Raw genomic sequence first — 23844 nt, forward strand, 5'->3', positions numbered from 1 at the left:
TCCAATCATTCATCCAGGACATAGCCGTAGGACCCGGTAAAGTCCTGGCGTGCGACTTCACCCGCGCCACCCGTGGTCGGGCCGCCGGTCGATCCAACGCGACCGAACAGGAACAGGTCGGCTTCGCTTGGTGGCCGGACGCGATCCGTGGGAAGCGCCAATGCCGTACCGCGTGTCGGTGTCACCAGATGCGGCGTGACGATGATCACGAGCTCTGTCTGCCGACGGCGATAGTTCGCGCTACGGAACAGGGCGCCAAGTACCGGAACGTCACCGATCCAAGGCACTTGGCCGCTTACATCGGTGAAGTCATCCTGTAGCAGACCCGCGATTGCAAAGCTGTCGCCATCACGCATTTCTACCGTTGTCGAGGTTTCCCGACGGCTGAAAGCCGGGATTTCGAAACCACTTGCGATGAAGCTGTTGGCGCGATCCAGTTCGGATACTGCCGCCACCATCTCGATATTGATGATGTCTTGGTCAACGACGGTCGGCACGAAGTCGAGCTCGACACCAAATGGCCGGAATTCGATCGTTATCGTGTCGTCATCCTGCGCTACCGGGATCGGGAATTCACCGCCAGCAAGGAAGGTAGCGGTTTGTCCGCTCAGCGCAGTCAGGTTGGGTTCCGCAAGTGTGCGTACCATACCCTTAGTTTCTAAGGCTTCGATCAGCAAGTCCACACTCAGACCGCCCGCACCAAAGCTGAATAGAGCGGCTCCATTGCTTTCGGGAGCAGAGCTGAGCGCGGTTGCCCCAGTAAGAGATTGACCTGCGTTGTCAGGATCAGGAATTGATAAGACGCCACCGCCATTTGTGCCGCCGGCTATCGTTGTGGCATTGGTGCGCCCACTGACGGCCAGAGATGCACCCAACGCCTTACTCACCGTACGCTGCATTTCTGCAAACCGCACTTTCAGCATCACCTGCTGGGTGCCACCAACGACCATCATGTTCGACACACGCTCTGGCGCATATCGTTCTGCAAGTTCCAATGCGCGATCCAGACGTGCGATCGAGCTTACGGTGCCGGACAAGACGATCCCGTCATTGGCCGTCCGTACCTCGATACTTTCGTTTGGGAGGATCTGCGTCAGACGCTCTTTGAACTCGGCCACGTCGGGTGTGACGTGAACTTCTACGTTCGTGATCAGACGTCCATCGGTGCCCAAAAGGGTCAGGGTCGTCCGTCCTGGCTCTTTCCCCAGAACATAGATCGTCCGCTCGGACAGCGACGAAATGTCGGCGATGCCTGGATTGGCGATCGACAGTTCCGTGAAGGGCACATCGCTTTCGACGATGACGGCCCGGTTCATTGGTACATTGAGCGCACTGGACGCCGCGCCGCGCAAGACGCGCAACGTTTCGGCCGGTGCAATAGAAGGAGCTGCCGCGGTAAGCGACAACGCCAAGCCGGCAACAGCGGCTTTGATAAAGCGATTGTATTTCATAAGTGACCTGCCTCTCCGATCACGCCTCGTTATACGGGTCTTAACTGCCCATGATGAGGTGGACCATGCTGCACTTGGTCATTTATTGCAATAATCAATACGTTGGCGGATGAATCGAATGTGGATAAATCGCAACACTTGGTCTTGTCGCAATAAAAAACGCCGGGCGAACCCGGCGTTTTTTTAGTTACCTCGGCGGCTTTCGTCACCTTCGCGGGTTTCGTTGCAAGGGACCTCAAAGCGGGTCACCTGTGCACCCTTTCTTTCCGTTCGATAGCATCGTTCTTGTTCGACGACGACTTCGGGCGTTGCGACCTCAATATCCAGAATCTCACGGAGAGAAGAGTCCGCAATCTCGGATGTCACGGCAGTGTCAGCTTGTCCGACGGGTGTCACCGTCAGTGACCCGGCCGAATTCAACAGTTGAAGGTCCTGAAAGTCTTTTTCGCTGACCTGAAGAACGACGCCACTACCGCCAACGCCGTTTGCGTCGGCGTCATCCATTGAGATAATTTCAAGCCGCTGTTTTACACGGCGAGAAATGTTTGGTCCGCGTCCAATCTTGCCGACCCAATAAACATCTACACGGTCCGATATCCGCAATTCACCGGCATACGCGGCCGTCATCCTGTCGGATAACGGGAAAGGGCGCATTCCGGGAGAGAGCAGGGCGGTGATACCGCGGGGTGCCCCGGGCTCCGATACTTTCGACGAAAGGATCGGCTCGTTCACCTCCATGGGAAGCGTCGCAACGCGCAGCACATCTGTGCCCCGCGGAAACAACTCCTCCTCCGTTGCGAAAACGCCCTCGGGCAGATAGTCGGTCGCGTATTTGATCAGTTTCACATCGTCGGGCGTTATTTCTTCCCCGTAAGTGATCTTGCGTGTCGGTGCATAGATTTCGACCGTTGCCACAACAGCCGCAGCACGTTGGCGCTCTAACTGCACACGTCTTTCTTGCTGTTCAAGATGGCCATTGACCATATATACGGCAAAGCCGGCCAGGCCCATGCCGATCAAAAGTACCAATCCAAAAACTGCGCGCATATCTCAACTTTCGTCTTGCTTGGTGATGCTGGTCTTCGCATCCCGACCTACCACGAAGTTGTGGAGGATTGGTTTAACAAAGATCGTCTCTGACGGATGTTATCACGTATTATGAGCGGTTTGAAAGTCGGATCGGTAGGTTATGGCGCACTGTTGACGTTGGGTATGACTGCAAAACCACTACTAATTCGGTCTGGTGTCTTGAAAAGAAACCCAATTCGCGGATTTTAGCGACGATGCGATTTAACGCATGAATTCCGGAACTTCTTCCATCTCATAGTCGGCCAGTGCCTGACCTTCACGCTCGGCAGCCTCGACCGCCCTGTCCCGGATGCCGACAACGGTCAACAACGCCAAGAAAGCCAGTGCTGACGTGATAACAACAAAATCGACAGTCACGGCACCATCCTCTTGCTCGAAGAACTTTTTCAGTTGGATGTGCATGCTGTCGTTCCTTAATCGTCCGGCGCACTTAGCCGCCGCTAGTTACAACTGTACCCAGTTGTCGGTCGTCTTGCCGCGGTTCGTCATGATCCGATCGGCCGGTTCAAAAAAGCTGCGCCAAATTTCTGAGGCGCAGCTTTGATCAAGCAATAGGTATGCCTCAGGCTTGCCTATTCTTAGATGTCGTCAGGAACGTCGATTGTTTCCAGAGTGTTCTGGATTTCGCCGGCCAGGTCAGTTGCACCTGTGCGCAGTGCGTTGCCTACCAGCAGGCCCAGGATAACCAGAGCAGCAGTCAGAACAACGAAGTCAACAGTTACGGCGCCGTCTTCGTCCTTACGGAAGTTTTTGATAAAGTTAAGCATTGTGGTCCCTCCTCAGGGTTTCGCTAGAGTTTGTCTTCACCTCGCCGGGTCCCGCTTTCCACCGTCCTGATGGTCACTCCCCGTCTTGGATGTACTTATATAGCCCCCGGAATGGGGCGGGAGTTTGGCGCGTTTGGTGTTTTTTTCGACCTTGGGGAATTTTCAACGCAAAAAGCTGTAATATGCTGGTTACAAAGGAAAAAAATCTCTTTTTGCATAGTTCACCATCAACAATGCGTTGCGAAAAAGTCGGTAATTTGGGGAAATTAACTAGATTGTTCCGGTGAAAGTGGCATTTGGGCGGTTTTGTGCCATCCTTGATTCAATAAAAATAAGCAGGCGGACATTCACATGACTCGATACATCGTTATGGCAACGGTTTTTTCCATGTTTGCCTGCGGCCACATGGCCATGGCCGAGATCGAACGACTGCAACCTGATTTCACCTTTAAACGTGTTGGCCTGCCCGGTGCCAGTGTCAGTGGGCGGATCACAGTACAGATCGACCCCAGTGCGCCGCGCTTGGGTCCCGTATATGCCGATGAGCCAGAGGAAGGGCCGACAGAGGTGGCTGCGGGCGCGCCGATCCCACAGGCGACAGGCATGGAATGGTTCTGGGCGAACGTGCCCGCAGATCTTGCCGGTGCGTCGCCGACCCGGGTGATGGCTGCGCTGAACCAAATCAGTAATCCGCCCTCAGGCAAGGGCGTACCGGCCCCCCGGTTGCAAAGCCTGCAGAACATCGCCGCTGAGCATGGGATCGACATCCTGAAAGAGACCGTCGGAACGAAAGTGTCCCCCGCGCTCGTTCTCGCGGTGATCTCCGTCGAAAGCGCCGGGCGAACGGATGCGGTCAGTTCCGCAGGGGCGCAAGGCCTTATGCAGCTGATGCCCGACACGGCCACCCGGTTTGGCGTGGCCGACAGTATGAACGCCAGCCAGAATATCAAAGGTGGCGTGGCCTATCTTGTCTGGCTTCTCGATCATTTCGAAAACGATCCGTTGATGGCGCTGGCCGGTTACAATTCAGGCGAAGGTAACGTGCGCAAGTATAATGGCGTCCCGCCATTCGCGGAAACACGCGCTTACGTGCCCAAAGTGCTCGCCGCGTGGCAGATCGCCAAGGGGTTGTGCCAAACGCCGCCCGAGCTGATCACCGATGCATGTGTCTTTAACGTGAATGGAATTTAGACGGCAAAGTAAGCGGCCCATTCCGGGTGTCTGCGCCGTTGCGCATTCACGAAAGGGCAGAGCGGCATGATCTTGAAACCCGATGCATCCGCCGTCCTGATCAAATGATCCAATAACAGCAGCCCGACACCCTGACCCTCATAGCCGGACGCCACGACAGTATGGTCGGCGATCACAAGGCTGGGTGATGTGATCGTATAAGTCAGTTCACTCAGGCCGTCCGGATGCTGAATAAAAAAGCGGCCCCTGCCAGAGGCCACCTCATGCTGCACCCGATGGTCAGACAATCGTCGCCTCGGTCGCGGCACGCAACTCATCCTCGGTCACGCCGTCTGCGGTCTCCACAATCTTCAGGCCGCCATCTACAACATCAAGCACGCCAAGATTGGTGATGATGCGATCCACCACACCTTGGCCGGTCAGCGGCAGCGTGCATTCCTTCAACAGCTTGCTCTCACCATGCTTGTTCGTGTGGTCCATGACCACGATGACCCGACCGACACCGGCGACCAGGTCCATGGCACCGCCCATGCCCTTGACCAGCTTGCCGGGGATCATCCAGTTCGCCAGATCCCCGTTTTCGGCCACTTCCATCGCGCCCAGGATCGCCGCTGCGATCTTGCCACCCCGGATCATGCCGAATGACGTGGCGCTATCGAAATAGGCTGTGCGGTTCAGTTCCGTGATGGTCTGCTTGCCGGCATTGATCAGGTCCGGGTCCTCTTCGCCTTCATAAGGGAACGGGCCCATGCCCAGCATGCCGTTTTCGGACTGCAGGGTAATGTCCTTGTCGCCGACATAGTTCGCCACAAGCGTCGGGATGCCGATCCCAAGGTTGACGTACCAGCCGTCTTCAAGCTCTTCCGCTGCGCGCGCGGCCATCTGATTGCGATCCCAGGGCATCACGCATCCTCCCGTTTGCGCGTCGTGCGCTGTTCGATCCGTTTTTCGTGTTCGCCCTGGATCAGGCGATGCACATAGATGCCGGGCAAATGAATGTGGTCGGGGTCGAGGCTGCCTTTGGGCACGATCTCTTCCACTTCGGCAACGCAAACCTTGCCACACATGGCCGCAGGTGGGTTGAAGTTGCGGGCGGTCTTGCGAAAGACCAGATTGCCCGTCTCATCCGCTTTCCACGCCTTCACGATCGACAGGTCGGCGAAGATACCGCGCTCCATTATATACGTCTCGCCGTCGAAATCCTTGTGCTCTTTACCTTCGGCAATCACCGTTCCCACACCGGTCTTGGTATAAAAGCCCGGGATGCCGCAGCCACCGGCCCGCATCCGTTCGGCCAGCGTGCCTTGCGGGTTGAACTCCAGCTCCAGCTCACCCGACAGGTATTGCCGCATGAATTCGGCATTCTCACCCACGTAAGAGCTGATCATCTTCTTCACCTGCCGCGTCTGCAGCAGGATGCCGATACCAAAATCATCGACACCCGCGTTGTTCGAGGCAAAGGTCAGATCCTTGGTGCCCGCGTCCTTGATCGCCTGCAGCAGCAATTCCGGGATGCCGCACAGCCCAAAACCACCGGCTGCGATGAACATGCCGTCATGCAAAAGGCCATCAAGCGCTTCGGCGGCAGAGCCGTAGATTTTCTGCATAATAATCCCCCGCAAATTTACCCGGAACGTGACGATGCAAGCGCAGAAAGTCAATTCGTGGGGACGGGTCACCCAAACATTTCTTCTCCGCGTATGTCGCCTGCATCGGTGAAAGAGACGAAGAAGCCATGCCCGTCAAACAGACCGGCGTCGCCGTATTGCAGACTGAAATGCCCGGGGCCGAACCGGGCGTCGCACACCCCCACACTTTCAATGGTCAACGCTTGACGGAATGCCACTTCATCCAGTGACGGCTCATCGAGCTCTCTCCAAGACTCGTTGTAGATTTTGCTGTATGCCTCGGCCAACTTATCCCGTGCCATTGCGTCCCACCGTGGGAGATTATCCAGCACATTCGGCACAGTATCTTCATGACCAGGCTTAATTGAAACAATCAGCGATATGTCACCATCGGTGAACCGGTAGGTGTCGGTGTAGCTATTGCTGTTTTCAAACCGCAAGGTACCGGACTTGAGTTTCATATGGTCTCAGGCCTACTTCTTCGCCTTCGCCTTCGCCTTCGCCTTCGCCTTCGCCTTCGCTGTCGCCTTCTTCTTCGCCGCCGGCTTCTTCTTGGTCACCTTCTTGCCCGACTTCGCCGCCCGCTCATCGATCAGATCAACGGCTTGCGCCATCGTCAGATCACCCGGTTCGATCGTGTCGGGGATCGTCGCGTTGATCTTTTCCCACTTCACATAAGGCCCGTACTTCCCGTCAAAAATATTGACCGGCCCGCCCGCCTCCGGATGTTCTCCCAATTCGCGGATCGGCGTTGCCGCACGGCCCCGACCGCTACGGCTGGCCTTCTTCTCTGCCAACAACTGCACCGCGCGGTTCATCCCAACGGTCCAGACATCCTCGATCGTTTCAAGGTTGGCATTGGTGCCCCCTTTGAACGACGTATTTTCCGCATGTTTGATGTAAGGCCCATAGCGGCCCAGATTGGCCCAGACATTCACGCCGTCTTCCGGGTGGGCCCCGATCAAACGCGGCAGTTCCAGCAAGCGCAAGGCCTCAGGCAACCCGATTTCTTCGGGGTTCCATCCCTCGGGCACGCCGGTCCGCGGCGGTTTCTTGTTATCCTCGGTCACCTGGCCACGCTGCACATAAGGACCGAAGCGACCTTTGAAGACCCGGATCTCATCCCCCTCATCCTCGCCCAGCATTTTCCCATCGGGCGGAATCGCCGACGCTTCGGCCTCCGGGTCCGGCGGGCCGAAGGGACGGGTATAGCGACATTCTGGATAGTTCGAGCATCCGATGAACGCACCGCCCGACCGGGCCGTGCGCATCGACAGCCGCCCGTTTCCGCAATTCGGGCAAAGCCGCGGATCCGTACCGTCCTCATTCGGCGGAAATAGATGCGGCTCCAAGACCTCGTTGATCTTTTCCAGCACCTCGGTGATGCGCAGATCGGCGGTCTCGGCGATCGCCGCCGAGAAATCGCGCCAGAACCGTCCCAATACCTGTTTATAGTCAGCATCGCCTGCGCTCACCTCATCAAGCTGATTTTCCAGATCAGCTGTGAAGTCGTATCCGATATACTTGCGGAAATAATTGGTCAGGAACGCCGTCACCAGACGGCCCTTGTCCTGCGGGATCAGTCGGTTCTTGTCTTTCTCTACATAGCCACGATCCTGAATGGTCGTGACGATGGAGGCATAGGTCGAAGGCCGCCCGATCCCCAATTCCTCCATCCGCTTGACCAACGTCGCCTCGGTATAACGGGGCGGGGGTTGAGTGAAATGCTGTTCTGGATCGACTGATTTCTTCTCGGCCTTCTCGCCCTCGGCAATCTGCGGCAGGCGCTTGTCGTCATCTTCGACGACACTGTCATCCTTGCCCTCTTCATAGATCGCGATAAAGCCGTCAAACACCATCACCTGACCGTTGGCGCGCAGGATCACCTGGCCATCCGCGCTCTGAATATCGACAACAGTGCGTTCCAGCCGGGCGGCGGCCATCTGGCTCGCCATGGTCCTCTTGTAGATCAGGTCATACAGCTTACGCTGATCGCTATCGGCGATCTTCGCATCCTCGGTTCCCACCATCATATACGTCGGGCGAATGCATTCATGCGCTTCCTGCGCATTCTTCGCCTTGTTCTTATATATACGGGGCTGATCGGGCAGATAGCTGTCACCAAACTTCGCCTTGATCGCATCGCGGGCGCTGGTCACGGCCTCGGGCGCCATGTCGATCCCGTCCGTCCGCATATATGTAATGAGACCGGCCTCATACAGCCGTTGCGCCACCGACATGGTCTGGCGCGCACCCATCCCAAATTTGCGGCTGGCCTCTTGTTGCAGGGTCGAGGTCATGAACGGCGGGGAGGGATTGCGGGTTGCCGGTTTCGCCTCGACCGATTTGACCACCAGATCGCGCGAATTGATCGCCTGCACGGCCATTTCGGCCTGCGTTTCATTTTCAAGGTCGAATTTATCCAGCTTCTTGCCAGCCAGCGTCGTCAGCCGCGCCTCGAATGCCTGTCCCCGAGGCGTCTGCAACTGCGCCTTGACCGACCAATACTCACGGGCGCGAAACGCCTCGATCTCCATCTCGCGTTCGACGATCAGGCGCAGGCAGACCGATTGCACACGACCCGCCGACTTTGCACCGGGCAGCTTCCGCCACAAGACAGGCGACAGATTGAAGCCAACGAGATAATCCAGCGCACGCCGGGCCAGATAGGCGTCGACCAAAGGCACATCGACCTGACGCGGATTGGCCATGGCATCGGTCACCGCAGCCTTTGTGATCGCGTTGAACACCACCCGACTGACGGGCATGTCTTTCTTGATCGCCTTGCGTGCCGTCAGCGCCTCGGTCAGGTGCCAGGAAATCGCTTCACCCTCGCGATCGGGGTCGGTGGCGAGGATCAGTTCAGGATCATCTTTCAGCGCATCGACGATCGCCTTGATGTGTTTCTTGCTGTCGCTTGTGACCTCCCATTTCATCTCGAAATCGTCGTCGGGAAGGACTGACCCATCCTTGGGCGGCAGATCGCGGACATGGCCGTAAGACGCGAGAACGGTATAATCGCTGCCCAAATAGCCGTTTATTTTCTTGGCTTTAGCCGGAGATTCGACAACGACGACGGGCATGGGAATCCTTTATCAGTGCAAGACCTGCTTAAGTCGCGCAAGATGTGGCCTCTGTTCGTGGAATGTCAATGCAGTGCAAGAAGGGCCGTGGATTTCAGACCACACGCGCCAGCAATCCGCCAGCCTGACGGGTGATTTTGCCGTCCAGTTCCAGATCGACAAGGACCGGCGCGATGTGCGTGGCCGGGGCGGCCATATCGCGGATCAGCTGATCTTCGGCGAGCGGTGAAGGTCCCAGTCGGGACAGGATCGCATCGTGCAGCTTGGCCATATCGGGTAGCGGCAGCGTGGATTGCCCAGGCGCGTGTGGCACCTCGTCAGCGCCTTCATCGAGCGGGGCGAGCCCTGCTATGACGTCCTCGACCGAGCGTACCAGTGTCGCGCCGTCGCGGATCAGAATGTTGCATCCCGCCGCCCGCGCATCCAGCGGATGACCCGGTACCGCCATCACTTCGCGCCCCTGATCCAGCGCGTTGCGGGCGGTGATCAGGCTACCCGATTTCGCCGCCGCCTCGACCACGACAACGGCACGTGCGACGCCCGAGATGACGCGGTTGCGCGCCGGGAAATGGCGGGCCTGCGGTTGCAGACCCATCGGCATTTCGGCGATCCGCAGCCCATTTTTTCGAATGTCGTCAGCCAGTTGTGCGTTTTCGGCCGGATAGATTACGTCGACCCCGCCCGCCAGAACGGCGATCGTGCCGCCGTCGAGCGCGCCGTGATGGGCGGCTGTATCTACGCCACGGGCAAGGCCTGAGACAACAACATAGCCCGCTTCGGTCAACTCCTTGGCTAGCCGTTTGGCCATGCGTGTGCCGAGTGACGACGCATTGCGCGCGCCCACCATCGCGATCATGGGGCGGGTCAGCAAATCCAGATCGCCGATTGCCCAAAGGAATGGCGGCGCATCGGATATCTGTGCAAGATCAACGGGGTAGGGGGGCACGTCGTACATCAGTGGCGATGCACCCGCAGCGCGCGCGGCTTTCAGTTCGGCGTGGATCACGCCTTCGGGGCAGATTTCGTAATTGTCGACACCAGCCTCTTTCGCGATGTCGGGCAGCGCTTTCAATGCTGCGGCTGCGGTGCCATATTCGGCGATCAAACGATGATATGTCGCAACCCCGACACGGCGTGAGCGCAACAGGCGGAGGCGGTTGACCATATCCTCTTCCGTGGTGGGTAGGAGTGGGGGGTGAGTGGAAGAAAACTGTTTTCCGGCCATCCCGTGCTCCGCCTTGTTGCAGAGACAGGATTAGTTTCGCAGGGTTAACGGCGGGTAAATCGAAACGAGAAATTTTTCGGAAATATTGGCGAAAGGGTGTTAACGCGCTGTTTTAGGCGTTTTCGGGATGTGTTTCGCGTACACACAGCGTGCACACGCTGTACACACACTTATGCGCACACCCCACCACAAATGGGGAGGGCGGTGTGGTTACGCCTTTGTAAGACCGAATCAACTTATGCGTGAGACATGCGGATCGAAACACTTGCAGACAGCGCCCTTCATCCTGCGATACGTCGCGAACCCCATCGCGCTGTAGTAAGCAAGCCCCTCTGCGTTCGCTTCTCCGATCGTTGCATCGATTTTCGCGATACCCGCTGCGCGGGCGGCGTCACAGGTCGCGACGAACAGCGCACGACCCACACCGCGGCGCGCTGCCTCCGGGTGGATATGCGTGCCGATAATGCCCCAGCCGGGTGTGACGTCATAGATGTTGCCATCAATCGCCAACTTCAACGATTGAAAGCCAAGGATCGTGCCGTTTTGATCCACTGCGACCGAACAGCGGATCGTATCAGGATGTGCGATATAGTGATCGAGAGCAAAGGCGATATCGGCCGGCTTCGTGCGCTTCCCAGCGGCGACGAGAGCGGTCAGGACGGCACTGACGCCATCGGCATCGTTGGACTTAGCGGAGTGGATCGAGGGGTGTGTGAGGTCCGTCATGTTGTTTTGATTTCGCAGAGCATGGGTTCAAGCACCCATTCTACGCCGCCGCACCCCCAACCGTCAGCTCGCCGATCAGCAGGCTGGGCTGACCGACCCCAACAGGCACCCATTGCCCGTCCTTGCCGCAATTCCCCATCCCAGGGTCGAGGGCGAAGTCGTTGCCGATCCCTCGGATGTGTTTCAGCGCCGTGGCGCCGTCACCTATCAGGGTGGCCCCTTTGACAGGGGCGCCGACCACGCCGCTCTTCACCCGGTAGGCCTCGGTGCAGCTAAAGACGAACTTGCCGTTGGTGATGTCCACCTGTCCGCCGCCGAAACCAACCGCATAGATACCGTCCTTCAGATCGGCGACAAGCGTTTCCGGCGAGGTGTCCCCGCCCAGCATGTACGTATTCGTCATTCGCGGCATCGGTGCATGTGCATAGCTTTCACGTCGTCCATTGCCTGTCGGCGCGACCCCCATCAGCCGCGCGTTCTGGCGGTCCTGCATGTAACCGACCAGCACGCCGTCTTCGATCAACGTGTTCTTGGCGCTGGGCGTGCCTTCGTCATCGACGGTGATCGAGCCGCGTCGATCGGGGATCGTGCCATCATCCAGTACCGTCACGCCCTTTGCCGCGATCTGCTGGCCCATTAGCCCGGCAAAGGCGGATGATCCCTTGCGGTTGAAATCGCCTTCCAGCCCATGCCCGATCGCCTCGTGCAGCAGGATGCCCGGCCAACCGGGGCCGAGGACGACGTCCATGACGCCTGCGGGGGCCGGTTCGGCGTTAAGGTTGACGAGGGCGATGCGCAGGGCCTCGCGCGCCTTGGCCTCCCAGTTTTCGCGGGCGATCACGCGGTCCAGACCGGCGCGTCCCCCGCCACCGGCCATCCCGCTTTCGCGGCGGCCATCCTGTTCGACGATGACGCTGATATTCAGCCGGGTCATGGGGCGCGTATCGGTGACCAGCGTGCCATCGGGGCGCAGGATCAGCACCTCTTGATGCGACGCGGCAAGGGTTGCGCTGACCTGCACGACCCTTTCGTCAAGGCCGCGCGCGAAAGCGTCGATCTCGCGCAATACGTCAATCTTGGCCGGAAAGGTCGCCTGCAGCATAGGATCGTCGTCGGAATAGAGTTTGCGGTTGGTGCCTGCGGGGGCCGCAGCCATCGTGCCACCACCGTCACCGACGGCCAGACGTGCGGTCGAAACGGCCCGTTTCAGTGCGTGTTCGTCGATCGTGGTGGAATGGGCATATCCGGTCGTTTCCCCTTTGACCGCCCGCAGCCCGAATCCTTCGGAGGCGTCGAAACTGGCCGTTTTCACCCGGCCGTCGTCGAATGACAGCATTTCGGACTTGCGCCGTTCGAGGAACAATTCGCCGTCATCGGCCCCATGTGTCGCTTCGTTCACCAGGGCCAACGCCCTGTCTTTGTCGAGGTTGGTTTCAAAGGGCCGGAATGGATCGACGGACATGGATTTTTCCTGCGTCTGGTACGATTTATGGAAAAAAGCGTCTGTTTGCCGCAACAGCGCTTCTTGAGTTGTGCGAAAGGATATGGGACATGGTGCGCCAGATACAACGGGATTCCGTCCGCAGTCGGGCGAAAGACCGACGGGCCGCGCAAGACGCGCAACGACGTTAGGGGTAACCATGAGATTGAAAACCTTTGCAACCTCACTCTGGACCGGGGCGGGTCTGGTCATGGCGGGCGCACCTTTGTGGGCGCAGGATGTCGACCAAGAGCTTGAGATCGTAGGGCGCCCCAATGACGGTGAGATGGGCTTTCAGCCTGCCGCGACCGAATTGGCGCGCGACGTGCAATGGCTGGACAACATGCTGCTGATCATCATCACGGCGATCACGCTGTTCGTGACAGGTCTGCTGGCATGGGTTGTTCTGCGCTACAATGCCAGGAAAAACCCCGAGCCGGCGGGATTCACCCACAACTCCCCGCTCGAGGTTGCGTGGACGGTCGTGCCGATTGTGATCCTCGTGTTCATCGGGGCGTTTTCGCTGCCTGTGCTGTTCAAACAGCAGGAAATTCCAGAGGCGGATATCAACATCAAGGTCACCGGATACCAATGGTACTGGGGCTATGAATATGTGGATGAAGGCGTGCAGTTCGACAGCTTTATGCTGGCCCGGGAAGAGCTGGAAGAGTTCGGGTATAGTGACGATGAATATCTGCTGGCCACCGATACCGCCGTCGTCGTGCCGGTCGGTGCCACCGTCGTGATGCAGGTGACCGGGGCGGACGTGATCCACTCCTGGACGATCCCCGCTTTTGGCGTGAAACAGGATGCGGTGCCCGGTCGTTTGGCGCAGCTGTGGTTCGCGGCAGAGCGCGAGGGCATCTATTTCGGCCAATGTTCGGAACTGTGCGGCAAGGATCACGCCTATATGCCGATCACGGTCAAGGTCGTGAGCCAAGAGACGTACGACAAGTGGCTTGCCGAGGCGAAGGCCTGATCGCTGGGCGATCCGGCTAGGGGCGAAAGATGAGCGATATCAGCGTTCAAGACACGGTTTACGAGGCGAATATGGGCGATTACTTTGCCCTGCTGAAGCCGCGTGTGATGTCGCTCGTGGTGTTCACCGCGCTGGTGGGGCTGCTTGTCGCGCCGATGCCGGTGCATCCCTTCATCGGTTTCGTCGGCATCCTGTGTATCGCCGTCGGGGCGGGCGCATCCGGCGCGCTGAACATGTGGTGGGATGCCGATATCGACGCGCGGATGAAGCGAACGGCGGGGCGTCCGATCCCTTCGGGCCGCGTGCAGCCCGGCGATGCACTGGCGATCGGGCTGGCGCTGTCGGGCTTTTCGATCGTGATGCTGGCCTTGGCCACGAACATGCTGGCCGCCTTCCTTCTTGCCTTCACCATCTTTTTCTATGCGGTCATCTATTCGGTGTGGTTGAAGCGTGCGACGCCGCAGAACATCGTGATCGGCGGTGCCGCCGGTGCGTTCCCACCGATGATCGGCTGGGCTGTCGCGACCGGAGACGTCAGCATCGAAAGTGCCTTGATGTTCGCGCTGATCTTCATGTGGACGCCGCCGCATTTCTGGGCGCTGGCGCTGTTCGTGAAATCGGACTACGGCAACGCGGGTATCCCCATGCTGACCGAAACGCATGGGCGCAGGGTCACCCGCAATCATATTCTGATCTACACCCTTTTGCTGATCCCCGTGGCGCTGGGTCTTGGCCTGACCAGCATCGGCGGGCCGTTTTACATGGCCGTTGCTGTCACGCTGAACCTGTGGTTCCTGAAAGGCGCTTACGACGTCTGGCGCCGGACGGATGCCGATAGCGAAGCGGACAAACATGCGGTCGAGATCGGCATGTTCAAAGTCTCGCTCTATTATCTTTTCCTGCATTTCGGCGCGCTTTTGGCCGAGGCCGCACTGCGTGCCTATGGCTGGGGTGGCTGGTGATGGCGATCAAGGTCGAACATGAGGTGCATGAACGGCGCAAAGGCCGGAATTACGGGGTGTTCCTGCTCTTGATCGGATTCATCGCGATCGTTTTCGGCCTGACCGTCGTCAAGGTGACTCAGCTTGGTGAAGTGGCGCAGTTCGAAAAGTTCGATCATTCTGTGCGGCCACAGATCGTACCGCAGGAGGGCGACGAATGAGACTGTTCCCGAACCTCCAAGGCCCGCAGCGCACAGCGGCGCAAGCCGTCAGCGTCGTGCTGATCATGGGCTCGCTCGCCTGGGCGTCGGTGCCGTTTTATGACTGGTTCTGCCGCGTCACCGGATTTGGCGGGGCGACCAACGTGGCCGAAACGGGCAGCGATGTGATCCTCGACCAGACGATCAAGGTCCGTTTCGATGCGTCGCTGGAACGCGACATGCCATGGACTTTCAAACCCGAAGTGCGCGAGATGGAAATCCGCATCGGCGAGACTGGGCTGGCCTTTTACGAGGCGCACAACCCGTTGGACGTCCCGATTGCCGGGCAGGCGGCCTATAACGTCACGCCATATGAGGCTGGCGCATTCTTCGACAAGATCGAATGTTTCTGCTTTGTCGAGCAGGTCCTGCAGCCCGGTCAGACAATGATGATGCCCGTCAGCTTTTTCGTGGACCCGGCGATCGTGGACGATCGCGAAGGGCAGCATGTGCATACCATCACGCTCAGCTATACATTCTACCAGATCGACGTGCCGGAAGAGGAAATCCAGGCCTCTGTCGACACCGATCTTTTGACACCGGCGCCGCAAGACGCCATAGAAACGAACTAACGACTAGCCGATAGGGAACGCAGCCATGGCGCATGCAAAGAACCACGATTATCACATTCTGGCCCCATCCATCTGGCCGATGGTCGGGGGCATCGGCGCCTTTGTAATGTTGTTCGGATCGGTGCTGTGGATGCATGGATCGGGTCCATACGTCTTCCTGATGGGCCTCGCGGCGGTTCTGTACGTCATGTACGCATGGTGGGCCGAGGTTGTGACCGAAAGCCGGGTCGGCGATCACACACCTGTGGTGCGGATCGGCCTGCGCTACGGCTTCATCATGTTCATCATGTCCGAGGTCATGTTCTTCGCCGCATGGTTCTGGTCGTTCTTCAAACACGCCATGTACCCTATGGGCCCGCAAAGCCCTGCCGTCGATGGCCAATGGCCGCCCGCAGGGATCGAAACGTTTGACCCCTGGCACCTGCCGCTGATCAACACTTTGATCCTGCTGTGTTCCGGCGCTGCAGCGACTTGGGCGCACCACGCGCTGGTCCATGAAAACAACCGCGAAGATATGAAATGGGGGCTGATCCTGGCCATCGGTCTGGGCGCGATCTTTACCGTCTTCCAGGTCTACGAATACAGCCACGCGGCCTTTGGTTTTGCCGGGAACATCTACGGTGCCAACTTCTTCATGGCGACCGGTTTCCATGGCGCGCACGTTGTCATCGGCACGATCTTCCTCGCCGTGTGCCTGCTGCGTCTGCAAAAGGGCGATTTCACGCCAGAGAAACATGTCGGGTTCGAAGCGGCCGCCTGGTACTGGCACTTTGTCGATGTGGTCTGGCTGTTTCTTTTTGCCGCCGTCTATGTCTGGGGCGGGTAAGTCGGGGTCAACCCCGACTTACGGTTGGATATGTTAGCGCGCGAGGGCCCTCGCGCGTTTTCCTTTTGAAGGTCAGCGATGCTGCGCAAAATCATCTTTCCCATCCTCCTTGGCGTCGTCGGCTGCGCGATCCTGATCGCGCTTGGCATCTGGCAGTTGCAGCGGCTGGACTGGAAAGAGGGTATACTGGACAACATTAATGCGCGTCTCGCTGCAGATCCCACACCGCTGCAAGTCGATGTCAGCGAGGAAACGCACGAATACAGCCGGGTCATGCTTGGTGGTGCGCCGACTGGGCGCGAATTGCATGTGCTGGTCTCGGGGACAGCGGCGGGCACCGGGTATCAGGTCATCTCGGAATTCGCCGTGACCGATGGCCTGACGGTCCTGCTGGATCAGGGTCTCCTCCCGCTCGACAAGAAGGCGGAGGCCCCGCTCATCGCGCCGATGAAGGTCGTTGGCACGCTCCTTTGGCCGGACGATCAAAACGACAGCACACCGGACCCGGACCTTGCCGAAAACATCTGGTTCGCGCGCAACGTCCCCGCCATGTCTGACCATTTCGGCACCCAACCATTGATGGTCGTCGTGTCCGAGGCGACGCCCGCCGATCCGCGCCTGACCCCCCTCCCAATCAACACGGCCAACATCCCCAACGACCATCTGGAATACGCGATCACGTGGTTCCTTTTGGCCCTTGTCTGGGCCGCGATGACCTGCTTTCTGGTCGTTCGTGTGACCCGGCAAAAGGACGCCTGAGCGATGCGCTACATCTCGACCCGCGGCGATGCGCCCATCCTGACATTCGAAGAGGCGATGCTGACCGGTCTCGCCCGCGACGGCGGCCTTTATGTGCCGGAAGAGGTGCCCACACTCAGCGCCGATCAGATCGCGGCGATGGCTGGCAAAAGCTATGAAGAGGTCGCGTTTGACGTCATGCGCCCCTTTATCGGCGACACCTTCACGGGCAATGAATTCCGCAAGCTGATCGCCCAAGCCTATGCCGGTTTCGGCCACGCTGCCCGCGCCCCCCTGGTGCAACTCGACAGCAACCACTATCTGCTCGAACTGTTCCACGGACCAACGCTCGCCTTCAAAGACTTCGCGATGCAGTTGATCGGGCAGATGTTCCAGGCGGCATTGGGCCGCTCGAGCAATCGGGTCACCATTGTTGGCGCCACCTCCGGCGACACAGGCTCCGCCGCGATCGAGGCCTTCCGCGGCCTCGACGCCGTTGACGTCTTCATCCTCTACCCCCACGGGCGCGTCTCCGAAGTCCAGCGGCGGCAAATGACAACACCAACCGAGGCGAACGTCCACGCCCTCGCCATCGACGGTGATTTCGACGATTGCCAGGCCGCCGTGAAAGACATGTTCAACGACTTCGCCTTCCGGGATGAGGTCAAACTCGCCGGCGTGAACTCGATCAACTGGGGCAGGGTCCTCGCGCAGGTCGTCTACTACTTCACCGCTGCCGTGTCGCTGGGCGCGCCGCACCGCAAAGTCAGCTTCACCGTCCCCACCGGCAATTTCGGCGACATCTTCGCAGGCTACATCGCCAAGAAAATGGGCCTACCCATCGCCGATCTGGTCGTCGCCACGAACCGCAACGACATCCTGCACCGGACGCTGGAAACTGGCGCCTACACCAAGGAAGGCGTCACCCCGACGATCAGCCCCTCCATGGACATTCAGGTCAGCTCCAATTTCGAACGGGCGCTTTTCGATGCCTATGACCGCGACGGCGCGACTGTGGCCAGCCAGATGGACGACCTCAAAAAAGGCGGCTTCCACATCAGCCAAGGCGCCTACCAGATGCTCAAGGACACGTTCAAATCTGGCCGCGCGTCCGAGGAAGACACCAGCGCCGCCATCCGGACATATCGCCGAAACCACGGCGAACTCCTTTGCCCGCACACGGCCGTCGGCGTCCACGTGGCGGAAAAACATCTCGGCACAACCCCCATGGTCACCCTCGCCACGGCCCATCCGGCCAAATTCCCCGATGCCGTGAAAGCGGCCTCTGGCGTCGCGGCACCCCTTCCCCCACGGATGGCAGACCTGTATGACCGGCCAGAGCGCGTCACGCGCGTTGCGGGGGAACTGGCGGCAATTCAGGCCGTCATCAGGGAACGGATCAACTGATTTGACGATTGAACTACACACGCTGTCCAACGGGTTTCGGATTGTTACCGAACATATGCCCGGGCTGAAATCATCCAGTATCGGGATCTGGGTCAATGCAGGCGGACGGCACGAACGGCTCGACCAAAACGGCATCGCGCATTTCCTCGAACATATGGCGTTCAAGGGGACCAAGACGCGCAGCGCCCTGCAGATCGCCGAGGCGATCGAAGACGTCGGTGGCTACATCAACGCCTATACCAGCCGCGAGATGACAGCTTATTACGCCCGCGTGCTGGAAGACGACGTGGCGCTCGGGCTGGACGTGATCGCTGACATCCTGCTGAATCCGGTCTTCGACCCGGCAGAGATCGAGGTCGAACGCGGCGTGATCCTGCAGGAAATCGGTCAGGCGCTCGACACACCCGACGACATCATCTTCGACTGGCTGCAAGAGGCGGCCTATCCCGACCAAGCGCTTGGTCGCACGATCCTCGGCCCGTCCGAGCGGGTCAGCGCGTTTCACCGCGATGATCTGCAAGGATTTGTGGCCGAACATTACGGCCCCAACCAGATGATCCTCGCCGCTGCGGGGGCCATCGACCATGACGCGATTGTCCAACAGGCCGAAAACCTGTTCGGGCACCTGCCCGCCGTGCCACGCCCGGCGGATCAACTGGAGCGCGCCCGCTTCGACGGACGCGAGCGGCGGGAAGACCGGGCGCTGGAGCAGGTGCATTTCGCGCTGGCGCTCGAAGGCCCGACCTACCGCGACCCCGCCATCTACACTGCCCAAATCTACGCCAGCGCCATGGGCGGCGGCATGTCATCGCGCCTGTTCCAGGAAATCCGCGAAAACCGGGGCCTCTGCTACACGATCTTCGCCCAGGCCGGGGCCTATGAAGACACGGGGCTGACGACGATCTATGCAGGCACCAGCGCCGAACAAATCGCCGAACTGGCGCACCTGACCGTGGACGAGATGAAGCGCGCCGCCGACGATATGACTGCCGCCGAGGTCGCCCGCGCCCGCGCCCAGATGAAAGCAGGCCTGCTCATGGGCCTCGAAAGCCCATCAAACCGCGCCGAACGGCTCGCGCGGCTGCTCGCGATCTGGGACCGGATCCCAAGCCTCGATGAGACCATCGAACGGATTGACGCGGTGACAACCGGCGACGTCAAATCCTTCGCCGGGCACATGGCCGGGCAGGCGGGCACCGCAATGGCGCTTTACGGCCCAGCCGCGGCGGCGCCCAGCCTGGACACCTTGAAGGCACGACTGGTCGCCTGATGCTCGGCGCCCGGCGGAAGGTGCGGATCGAAACCGAGCGGATGAGCCTGCGGCCACCGCTCCACGGCGACTTTCGGGCCTGGACATCGCTGCGGCAAGCCAGCGAAGACTTCCTCCGCCCGTGGGAGCCGACCTGGGCACCCGACCACCTGTCGCGCAAGGCCTTCACCAACCGTGTCTATTGGGCGCAACGGTCGATCAGCAACGGCACCGCCATCCCACTCTTCCTGATCCGACGCACCGACGACATGCTGCTGGGCGCGATCACGCTCGACAACATCCGGCGCGGCCCGGCGCAGGCAGGCACGACAGGCTATTGGATCGGCGCGCCTTATGCGCGGCAGGGTTACATGCGCGAGGCGATCGAGGCCGTTGTGCATCACGCCTTCACGACACTCGACCTCAGCCGGGTCGAGGCAGGGTGTCTGCCCGAAAACGACGCCTCACGCCGTCTCTTGGAAAAATGCGGCTACAAATACGAAGGCGTCGCGCAAAGCTATCTGCAGATCAACGGACGTTGGCGGAACCACGTTCTTTATGCCAACCTCCGACACGACCGGCGTGGGAAGACCGACGTCGGGTAGAAAAATCTTCGTTACGAAGATTTTTGACGCGCCAGATTTTTAGCTAAAAATCTGAATCGCTGCGACAATGCGGGCGTGCGGATCCGAACCCAGGATAATAGTAGACGCCCGTCGTGAATAGGATGTCGAGTTGCGTCAGATCGACATCCGCCGCCATGGCAGCCTGCACAATGACAGGGTTCTTGGTGTAGATCGCATAGTTCAGCACGCCGTCCCGATACTGGTTCAGGACGTTCACATCAGCACCCTTATCCATCAGCAACAGCGCGATATCGGTGCGTTCCTCCTGAATGGCGGCCATCAGCGGCGTCAGGTCGGCGCCCGAACGATCCTCAAGATCAGCGCCCGCATCGATAAGCGCCGCGATCACGTCGGCACCCGCGGTACAACTGCGGACCGCGGCGGACAATGCATTCATGCCGCGCAAACCGGGCGCGTCCGGATCGGCGCCCTCGGACAAAAGCAGGTCCACCATGGGCAAATCATCGCGGATCGCAGCCATGGCCAGCGGCGTCATCATGAACGGGGGGATCGGCGCATCGATGCTGGCTCCATCGTCGATCGCTGCATCCGCGCGCAGCACATCGCCTTGCCGGATGGCATCGTCCAGCGGTCCTGCATTGGCCTGCCCGACCAAAGCGCAAAGCAGGCCGCCAAGGATCAAAGGTTTCATGGTGTCGCCTCCCGAGTCAGTTCTGATTTGCAACTTACTATATCCGGTGAGTTTTCTTTTGCAACTGACTGCGCTAAACAGCGCCGATGAAGAACACAACCTACCGCTCGGACTGCCCGATTGCCTCGACCCTCGATTTGATCGGCGACAAATGGACCCTGCTGATCCTGCGCGACATGCTGTTCGGCGCGCGGAAATTCTCGGATTTCGTGGCCAGCGCCGAGGGGATGAAGCGCAATATTCTCAGCGACCGCCTAAAGCGATTGAATGAACATGGGTTGATCGAACGGGTGCCTTATCAGGACAAGCCACCACGTTTTGACTACGTTCTGACAGCCAAGGGGGCCGATCTGCTACCTGTCATTCAAGCCATCGCGCGCTGGGGTGCGAACCATCTGGAGCATGCCTATGACCCGCCCGCCGATCTGCTGAAATGGATGCCGTCGGACCACGCCTCATAGCGCCCGCACCCGGTTGTTTCGCGCGTTGTGCTCCAACTCCACCAGCCCCAGCATCTCCAGCACCGGCGCGACGTAATTCGCGAAGCGCCCGCGATAGCCTTTGCGCAATCCATAGTAGCCGCCGACGGGGTTGCCCGCATCTCGCGCCCAGGCCTCCAACGTGCCATCCTTGACCGGCTTGCCTTCATCCGCATTGCCCAGCGGCATCCAGTCGCCATGCGCTTTCAGCATCGCGTGCGCATCCGCGATGGCGCGCAGCTGGTAGGATAGCTGGGTCTTGCCGACCTGAACGACCAGCGCTGGTGGGTCGGTTGCCTCGTCTTTCCAGACCTCGAATGCGGATGTCAGCGGAGGTGTCTTCAGGATCCACGGATCGCCAGCGACGCCAGTCCCATATGTCACGCGGTTCATTGTTCTGCCTTTCGTTTGAGTGCGTCGCCGAATTTGTCGAAGGACGGTTGCAGGTCGGGGATGGATTTGGTGATCAAACCGGCCAGCGGGCCAGTGAAGTCTTCGCGCATGTCGAATTTGGTCCCGTTGGCGATGGGTGTCAGCGTAAACGTCCGCGTTCCGGTGAACAAACCAAACGGCATCCCACCTTCCCAGACCATTTTTGCATCCTTCGCGAAGGTCTTGACCCGCAAACCAAATGCTCGCTTTGGATCAACCTCGGACCAGAGTTTGATCTTGCTGCCTAACCGGATATTCCCCGTCATTTTCACAATCCCAAAGTCACTGTTCAACTTGGCCGGATCGGTCAGGATCGCCCAGACCTTTTCCGGGCTCGCTCCGATATCCCGCGCCACATGATATGATGCCATGTTCGCTCCACTCTCTTGACAGGACCGGGCGTAGCAACCCTAATATGACGTCTTCTGTCATGTTTGAGAAAGCCCATTGCGCGCATCCCGTCTTTTGCAGATCCTGCTCTTGCTCCAGAACCGGGGGCGGTTGACCTCGGTACAGTTGGCCGCAGAGCTCGAGGTCACTCCCCGTACCATCCTGCGCGATGTGGATGCGATGACCGAGGCGGGGCTGCCGATTATCGTTTTCCAAGGCAATCAGGGCGGGATCGAGTTGGGATTCAACTATCGGACCCGTCTGACCGGGCTGGATCAGGACGAGGCCGAGGCTTTGGGCGTGATCCTCGGATCAGCCGATACGGCGCTGGCCACACTCGGCATGGATCAGGCGGCATGGCGGGCGCGGGCGAAGCTGGTGGAGAGCTTTCCCGACAAAGTGCGCGAGACGGTGCAGCGGGGGATGCGGCAGTTCAACATCGATAGCGGGCAGTCTGACAACGATCCCCGCATCCCCGCCTTCGCCGCTGCTATTCGTGGACGGCGGATTGTCCGTATCAATGCCAACAGAAAGGCACGGACAATCCATCCGGTGGGCATGGGCCTCACGCAGAAGGGGTGGCAAATCAAAGATGACCTGAGCGCGTCTGATATCCCGCTGCAGGAATGCGGAGACATCAATATCTCCGCCCACACCTTCGCCTAGGTCTGCTTTAGCCGACCCAGCACATCCAGCCCCTGCATATGCAGGAAATGCAGCATGTCGATGAAGATCCAGTTCTCGGCCAGCTTGTCACCGTCCCGGCGATAAAGATCGACCACCCGCATGTCCGCAGGCTTGCCCGACGGCAGGCCCATGTAACCGCCTGCATTCGTGACGGTCAGGTTCGCCCAGCCAAAGAACCCCCCGAAATTCCCCTCGGCCAACCGCGCGACATGCCCGTTATAGACCCGGTCCTTGATCTGCGTGCGGAAGGGCCTCTGGTGCTGTTCCACGTACCGATCAATCGTATAAGTCGCGCCGATCCCTTCCGGCCCCCACCAGATGAAATCGTCGTGCCAGCTCCGGCGCAGTTCGTCTTGGGGGCTTTCATATCTCTGATGCGCGTTGATATCGCCGATCATGCGATTGACCAGCGTCAGTGTTTTCTCGCCCTCAGCCGGGTCGGCATCGTCGAACAGCAGGCCATCATGGGTGGCCGGGCCGGGCTGGACCAGATGCGCGCCGGTCTGCGGGGGCAGGGGATACTGGCCCGCCTGCCGCATCAAATGCAGGAGGTCGCAGAACATCGCGGTTTCGACGATTTTGCCGTCAGCGATCCGGTTGAACTCGGCATAGCGCAGCATCGCAATGCGACGATGCGGTTTGATCCCGAGGAACGGTGCATCAAACAGGCCCATCAGGTGGCCCATGGACACGACCCATGTGCCGTCAAACCCGTCGATCTCATTCCGTCCGGCAAACAAGATATCCTGCCGCCGCTGCACCCGTGACATCGCCGTCAGGAACGGCGCCCAAAAGCTGTCGGCCACGGCATGCGCGCCGTGCTGTTCATAAAAGGGATGCATCCCGCGCCAGTGCCAGTCGTCGCTCGTGCGCTCGGCAAGGATCGCGCCCACATTCCCGGGCGTCGCTTTGGCCAGCGCAGCATAATGGGCGCGCAGCAGGGCCTTTTCGTCTTGGAAAGTCATC

The 23844-nt window shown here is 59.5% G+C and carries 28 protein-coding genes; 12 read left to right on the forward strand and 16 right to left on the reverse strand.

The features are described 5' to 3' along the window. Positions 1–5: 5 nt before the first annotated feature. The 4 genes from V8J85_RS13300 to V8J85_RS13315 all read right to left on the reverse strand — a co-directional run bounded on the left by V8J85_RS13300 (position 6) and on the right by V8J85_RS13315 (position 3307). Positions 6–1451, reverse strand: a complete 1446-nt coding sequence (locus V8J85_RS13300; protein WP_339954239.1) for a type II and III secretion system protein family protein — start codon at positions 1449–1451, stop codon at positions 6–8. A gap of 183 nt (positions 1452–1634) precedes the next feature. Next, the gene (gene cpaB / locus V8J85_RS13305; protein WP_339954240.1) at positions 1635–2498 is read right to left on the reverse strand and encodes a Flp pilus assembly protein CpaB; all 864 of its coding nucleotides are present in this window, start codon (positions 2496–2498) and stop codon (positions 1635–1637) included. 243 nt (positions 2499–2741) lie between these two features. Further along, complete coding sequence (locus V8J85_RS13310) at positions 2742–2942, reverse strand: hypothetical protein (protein WP_339954241.1); 201 nt, start codon at positions 2940–2942, stop codon at positions 2742–2744. A gap of 176 nt (positions 2943–3118) precedes the next feature. After that, complete coding sequence (locus V8J85_RS13315) at positions 3119–3307, reverse strand: Flp family type IVb pilin (protein ID WP_339954242.1); 189 nt, start codon at positions 3305–3307, stop codon at positions 3119–3121. Between the two features lie 351 nt (positions 3308–3658). Between V8J85_RS13315 and V8J85_RS13320 the strand changes: the two genes are divergently transcribed. After that, positions 3659–4498 carry a lytic transglycosylase domain-containing protein gene (locus V8J85_RS13320; RefSeq protein WP_339954243.1) on the forward strand — a complete coding sequence of 280 codons (840 nt, stop codon included), beginning with the start codon at positions 3659–3661 and terminating at the stop codon, positions 4496–4498. Here V8J85_RS13320 and V8J85_RS13325 read toward each other — a convergent pair. The 8 genes from V8J85_RS13325 to tldD form a co-directional block, all read right to left on the reverse strand. Further along, positions 4495–4785 (reverse strand): GNAT family N-acetyltransferase, encoded by a 291-nt coding sequence (locus V8J85_RS13325; RefSeq protein WP_339954244.1) that lies wholly within the window; start codon positions 4783–4785, stop codon positions 4495–4497. The genes V8J85_RS13320 and V8J85_RS13325 overlap by 4 nt on opposite strands. After that, positions 4778–5401, reverse strand: coding sequence for a CoA transferase subunit B (locus V8J85_RS13330; RefSeq protein ID WP_339954245.1), 624 nt, complete (start codon positions 5399–5401; stop codon positions 4778–4780). Before V8J85_RS13330 ends, V8J85_RS13325 begins: the two co-directional genes overlap by 8 nt. Further along, entirely contained in the window at positions 5401–6105 is a 705-nt protein-coding gene (locus V8J85_RS13335; RefSeq protein WP_339954246.1) for a CoA transferase subunit A, read from the reverse strand. The genes V8J85_RS13330 and V8J85_RS13335 overlap by 1 nt, the downstream gene beginning before the upstream one ends. 68 nt (positions 6106–6173) lie before the next feature. Next, positions 6174–6587, reverse strand: coding sequence for a hypothetical protein (locus V8J85_RS13340; protein ID WP_339954247.1), 414 nt, complete (start codon positions 6585–6587; stop codon positions 6174–6176). A 12-nt stretch (positions 6588–6599) separates the two neighbouring features. Then, entirely contained in the window at positions 6600–9209 is a 2610-nt protein-coding gene (topA, locus tag V8J85_RS13345; RefSeq protein ID WP_339954248.1) for a type I DNA topoisomerase, read from the reverse strand. Between the two features lie 94 nt (positions 9210–9303). Beyond that, entirely contained in the window at positions 9304–10374 is a 1071-nt protein-coding gene (gene dprA / locus V8J85_RS13350) for a DNA-processing protein DprA (protein WP_339954249.1), read from the reverse strand. Positions 10375–10665: 291 nt separating this feature from the next. Then, the gene (locus V8J85_RS13355; RefSeq protein ID WP_339954250.1) at positions 10666–11160 is read right to left on the reverse strand and encodes a GNAT family N-acetyltransferase; all 495 of its coding nucleotides are present in this window, start codon (positions 11158–11160) and stop codon (positions 10666–10668) included. A 40-nt stretch (positions 11161–11200) separates the two neighbouring features. Beyond that, on the reverse strand, positions 11201–12622 hold the full coding sequence (tldD, locus tag V8J85_RS13360; protein WP_339954251.1) for a metalloprotease TldD: 1422 nt from the start codon (positions 12620–12622) through the stop codon (positions 11201–11203). A gap of 178 nt (positions 12623–12800) precedes the next feature. Between tldD and coxB the strand changes: the two genes are divergently transcribed. The 9 genes from coxB to V8J85_RS13405 all read left to right on the forward strand — a co-directional run bounded on the left by coxB (position 12801) and on the right by V8J85_RS13405 (position 20217). Beyond that, positions 12801–13619 (forward strand): cytochrome c oxidase subunit II, encoded by an 819-nt coding sequence (coxB, locus tag V8J85_RS13365; protein ID WP_339954252.1) that lies wholly within the window; start codon positions 12801–12803, stop codon positions 13617–13619. A gap of 29 nt (positions 13620–13648) precedes the next feature. Then, entirely contained in the window at positions 13649–14581 is a 933-nt protein-coding gene (cyoE, locus tag V8J85_RS13370) for a heme o synthase (protein WP_339954253.1), read from the forward strand. Further along, positions 14581–14781 (forward strand): hypothetical protein, encoded by a 201-nt coding sequence (locus V8J85_RS13375; RefSeq protein ID WP_339954254.1) that lies wholly within the window; start codon positions 14581–14583, stop codon positions 14779–14781. Before cyoE ends, V8J85_RS13375 begins: the two co-directional genes overlap by 1 nt. After that, complete coding sequence (locus tag V8J85_RS13380) at positions 14778–15392, forward strand: cytochrome c oxidase assembly protein (protein WP_339954255.1); 615 nt, start codon at positions 14778–14780, stop codon at positions 15390–15392. Before V8J85_RS13375 ends, V8J85_RS13380 begins: the two co-directional genes overlap by 4 nt. Positions 15393–15417: 25 nt before the next feature. After that, complete coding sequence (locus V8J85_RS13385; protein ID WP_339954256.1) at positions 15418–16218, forward strand: cytochrome c oxidase subunit 3; 801 nt, start codon at positions 15418–15420, stop codon at positions 16216–16218. Between the two features lie 78 nt (positions 16219–16296). Then, positions 16297–16977, forward strand: a complete 681-nt coding sequence (locus V8J85_RS13390) for an SURF1 family protein (protein ID WP_339954257.1) — start codon at positions 16297–16299, stop codon at positions 16975–16977. Positions 16978–16980: 3 nt separating this feature from the next. Next, positions 16981–18363, forward strand: coding sequence for a threonine synthase (gene thrC, locus V8J85_RS13395; protein ID WP_339954258.1), 1383 nt, complete (start codon positions 16981–16983; stop codon positions 18361–18363). Between the two features lies 1 nt (position 18364). After that, on the forward strand, positions 18365–19633 hold the full coding sequence (locus V8J85_RS13400; protein ID WP_339954259.1) for a M16 family metallopeptidase: 1269 nt from the start codon (positions 18365–18367) through the stop codon (positions 19631–19633). Continuing rightward, positions 19633–20217, forward strand: coding sequence for a GNAT family N-acetyltransferase (locus V8J85_RS13405; RefSeq protein ID WP_339954260.1), 585 nt, complete (start codon positions 19633–19635; stop codon positions 20215–20217). The genes V8J85_RS13400 and V8J85_RS13405 overlap by 1 nt, the downstream gene beginning before the upstream one ends. Before the next feature lie 43 nt (positions 20218–20260). On the opposite strand, the gene V8J85_RS13410 is transcribed toward V8J85_RS13405, so the two are convergent. Next, positions 20261–20890, reverse strand: a complete 630-nt coding sequence (locus V8J85_RS13410) for an ankyrin repeat domain-containing protein (RefSeq protein WP_339954261.1) — start codon at positions 20888–20890, stop codon at positions 20261–20263. Between the two features lie 86 nt (positions 20891–20976). Here V8J85_RS13410 and V8J85_RS13415 point away from each other — a divergent pair, with 86 nt between their 5' ends. Beyond that, a complete protein-coding gene (locus V8J85_RS13415; protein WP_339954262.1) occupies positions 20977–21351 on the forward strand; it encodes a winged helix-turn-helix transcriptional regulator in 375 nt (124 codons plus the stop codon). Here the strand turns inward: V8J85_RS13415 and V8J85_RS13420 are convergent. Then, positions 21346–21762, reverse strand: coding sequence for a DUF6855 family protein (locus V8J85_RS13420; RefSeq protein ID WP_339954263.1), 417 nt, complete (start codon positions 21760–21762; stop codon positions 21346–21348). The two genes, V8J85_RS13415 and V8J85_RS13420, sit on opposite strands and share 6 nt — an antisense overlap. Beyond that, the gene (locus tag V8J85_RS13425) at positions 21759–22172 is read right to left on the reverse strand and encodes an SRPBCC domain-containing protein (protein ID WP_339954264.1); all 414 of its coding nucleotides are present in this window, start codon (positions 22170–22172) and stop codon (positions 21759–21761) included. Before V8J85_RS13425 ends, V8J85_RS13420 begins: the two co-directional genes overlap by 4 nt. Before the next feature lie 94 nt (positions 22173–22266). Between V8J85_RS13425 and V8J85_RS13430 the strand changes: the two genes are divergently transcribed. Continuing rightward, positions 22267–22857 (forward strand): helix-turn-helix transcriptional regulator, encoded by a 591-nt coding sequence (locus V8J85_RS13430; protein ID WP_339954265.1) that lies wholly within the window; start codon positions 22267–22269, stop codon positions 22855–22857. On the opposite strand, the gene V8J85_RS13435 is transcribed toward V8J85_RS13430, so the two are convergent. Beyond that, the gene (locus tag V8J85_RS13435) at positions 22854–23843 is read right to left on the reverse strand and encodes an ester cyclase (RefSeq protein ID WP_339954266.1); all 990 of its coding nucleotides are present in this window, start codon (positions 23841–23843) and stop codon (positions 22854–22856) included. The genes V8J85_RS13430 and V8J85_RS13435 overlap by 4 nt on opposite strands. Position 23844: the final 1 nt, after the last annotated feature.

Origin of the sequence: Yoonia sp. 2307UL14-13 (assembly GCF_037572755.1) — a bacterium.
GTDB lineage: Bacteria > Pseudomonadota > Alphaproteobacteria > Rhodobacterales > Rhodobacteraceae > Yoonia.

Coding starts and splice junctions, on each gene's coding strand:
- V8J85_RS13415 (WP_339954262.1), top strand. CDS start 20,977: ATGAAGAACACAACCTACCGCTCGGACTGCCCGATTGCCTCGACCCTC.
- V8J85_RS13435 (WP_339954266.1), bottom strand. CDS start 23,843: ATGACTTTCCAAGACGAAAAGGCCCTGCTGCGCGCCCATTATGCTGCG.
- V8J85_RS13340 (WP_339954247.1), bottom strand. CDS start 6,587: ATGAAACTCAAGTCCGGTACCTTGCGGTTTGAAAACAGCAATAGCTAC.
- V8J85_RS13405 (WP_339954260.1), top strand. CDS start 19,633: ATGCTCGGCGCCCGGCGGAAGGTGCGGATCGAAACCGAGCGGATGAGC.
- V8J85_RS13410 (WP_339954261.1), bottom strand. CDS start 20,890: ATGAAACCTTTGATCCTTGGCGGCCTGCTTTGCGCTTTGGTCGGGCAG.
- V8J85_RS13330 (WP_339954245.1), bottom strand. CDS start 5,401: ATGCCCTGGGATCGCAATCAGATGGCCGCGCGCGCAGCGGAAGAGCTT.
- cpaB (WP_339954240.1), bottom strand. CDS start 2,498: ATGCGCGCAGTTTTTGGATTGGTACTTTTGATCGGCATGGGCCTGGCC.
- V8J85_RS13335 (WP_339954246.1), bottom strand. CDS start 6,105: ATGCAGAAAATCTACGGCTCTGCCGCCGAAGCGCTTGATGGCCTTTTG.
- V8J85_RS13420 (WP_339954263.1), bottom strand. CDS start 21,762: ATGAACCGCGTGACATATGGGACTGGCGTCGCTGGCGATCCGTGGATC.
- dprA (WP_339954249.1), bottom strand. CDS start 10,374: ATGGTCAACCGCCTCCGCCTGTTGCGCTCACGCCGTGTCGGGGTTGCG.
- topA (WP_339954248.1), bottom strand. CDS start 9,209: ATGCCCGTCGTCGTTGTCGAATCTCCGGCTAAAGCCAAGAAAATAAAC.
- V8J85_RS13385 (WP_339954256.1), top strand. CDS start 15,418: ATGGCGCATGCAAAGAACCACGATTATCACATTCTGGCCCCATCCATC.
- V8J85_RS13320 (WP_339954243.1), top strand. CDS start 3,659: ATGACTCGATACATCGTTATGGCAACGGTTTTTTCCATGTTTGCCTGC.
- V8J85_RS13390 (WP_339954257.1), top strand. CDS start 16,297: ATGCTGCGCAAAATCATCTTTCCCATCCTCCTTGGCGTCGTCGGCTGC.
- V8J85_RS13315 (WP_339954242.1), bottom strand. CDS start 3,307: ATGCTTAACTTTATCAAAAACTTCCGTAAGGACGAAGACGGCGCCGTA.
- V8J85_RS13380 (WP_339954255.1), top strand. CDS start 14,778: ATGAGACTGTTCCCGAACCTCCAAGGCCCGCAGCGCACAGCGGCGCAA.
- V8J85_RS13300 (WP_339954239.1), bottom strand. CDS start 1,451: ATGAAATACAATCGCTTTATCAAAGCCGCTGTTGCCGGCTTGGCGTTG.
- V8J85_RS13375 (WP_339954254.1), top strand. CDS start 14,581: ATGGCGATCAAGGTCGAACATGAGGTGCATGAACGGCGCAAAGGCCGG.
- coxB (WP_339954252.1), top strand. CDS start 12,801: ATGAGATTGAAAACCTTTGCAACCTCACTCTGGACCGGGGCGGGTCTG.
- thrC (WP_339954258.1), top strand. CDS start 16,981: ATGCGCTACATCTCGACCCGCGGCGATGCGCCCATCCTGACATTCGAA.
- V8J85_RS13425 (WP_339954264.1), bottom strand. CDS start 22,172: ATGGCATCATATCATGTGGCGCGGGATATCGGAGCGAGCCCGGAAAAG.
- tldD (WP_339954251.1), bottom strand. CDS start 12,622: ATGTCCGTCGATCCATTCCGGCCCTTTGAAACCAACCTCGACAAAGAC.
- V8J85_RS13355 (WP_339954250.1), bottom strand. CDS start 11,160: ATGACGGACCTCACACACCCCTCGATCCACTCCGCTAAGTCCAACGAT.
- cyoE (WP_339954253.1), top strand. CDS start 13,649: ATGAGCGATATCAGCGTTCAAGACACGGTTTACGAGGCGAATATGGGC.
- V8J85_RS13310 (WP_339954241.1), bottom strand. CDS start 2,942: ATGCACATCCAACTGAAAAAGTTCTTCGAGCAAGAGGATGGTGCCGTG.